This is a genomic window from Pontibaca methylaminivorans, from assembly GCF_900156525.1.
GTDB classification, from domain to species: Bacteria; Pseudomonadota; Alphaproteobacteria; order Rhodobacterales; family Rhodobacteraceae; genus Pontibaca; species Pontibaca methylaminivorans.
The window spans coordinates 1-1,226 of sequence record NZ_FTPS01000008.1 but is presented as its reverse complement, the minus strand read 5'-3'; the positions used below and the strand labels follow the sequence as shown (position 1 = coordinate 1,226).

The 1,226-nt window shown below is 63.2% G+C and carries 1 protein-coding gene; it reads right to left on the bottom strand.

What is annotated here, in order from left to right; translation table 11 throughout:
* Positions 1-18: 18 nt before the first annotated feature.
* A protein-coding gene (locus B0B01_RS12850; protein ID WP_143733121.1) for an IS3 family transposase occupies positions 19-1,208 on the bottom strand; the annotation gives its coding sequence in 2 pieces (ribosomal slippage) (positions 19-956 and positions 956-1,208; 1,191 coding nt in all).
* Positions 1,209-1,226 lie beyond the last annotated feature (18 nt).

Sequence of the window (1,226 nt, the reverse complement as noted above, 5' to 3'; positions counted from 1 at the left end):
TGACCTGCCACTGAACTTTCATCCAGCCGCGACCGGAGCCCGGTTGGTGTTTACGCCGTTTGGCGCAGGTTGAGCAATCGCCCGACGCGCGGAGCTTTCATGTCGCGCAGCGGGGCGGGCGATTGCGGTGATCAGGGTTCGCGCGTAGGCAGCCGGGGTTTTGTAATCCAAGGCCGAATGGGGGCGCTCGGTGTTGTAGTCTGTGGCCCAGGCAGCGATCACGATCCGCGCATGGGCCAGGTTTCGGAACATGGTCTCGTTGAGCAGCTCGTCGCGCATCCTGCCGTTGAAGCTTTCGACGAAACCATTCTGCATGGGCTTTCCCGGCGCGATGTAGTGCCATTCGACCCGGTGCTCGGAACACCACCGCAGGATCGCGTTACTGGTCAGTTCCGTGCCGTTGTCGCTGACAATCATGCCGGGCTTTCCGCGGCGCTCAATCAGGGCCGTCAACTCGTGTGCCACACGACGTCCCGAGATTGAGGTGTCCGGGATCGCCGCAAGGCATTCCCGGGTGACATCGTCGACCACGTTGAGAACCCGGAAGCGCTGACCGTTGGCGAACTGGTCGTGGACGAAATCCAGCGACCAGCGTGCATTGGGCCGCGCCTCGACCAGGATAGGGGCCCGTGTTCCGACCGCCTTGTGCCGCGCCTTCCGCTTGCGCACCGTTAGCCCCTCTTCGCGGTAGAGCCGATAGATCCGATTGATCCCCGAGGGCTCGCCCTCGCGGCGCAGCAATACGAACAGGCGCCGGTAACCGAACCGCCGGCGCTCGTTGGCCAAGTCCCGCAACCGACCGCGTAACGCCGTATCCGGCGCGCGTCGAGATCGATAGCGGATCATCGTGCGATCCGCGCCGAGGATGTGGCAGGCCCGCCGTTCCGAGAGGCCATGCTCGGCCCGAAGATACGCAACGGCTTCACGCTTCACGGCGGGCCCTACCACTTTTTTGCAACCAGGTCCTTCATCGCCGCCAGATCCAGCATCTGTTCGGCCAGAAGCTTCTTGAGCTTGGCGTTCTCATCCTCGAGCGCCTTCAGCCGCTTGGCCTCCGACACCGTCATGCCGCCGAACTTGGCCTTCCAGTTGTAGAAGGTGCCTTCCGACATACCGTGCTTGCGGCACAGGTCCGCGCACTTCGCGCCGGCCTCGTGCTCCGTCAGGATGCCGATGATCTGTTCGTCCGTAAATCTCGTTCGCTTCATTGTCCGTCCCCAAGTTGG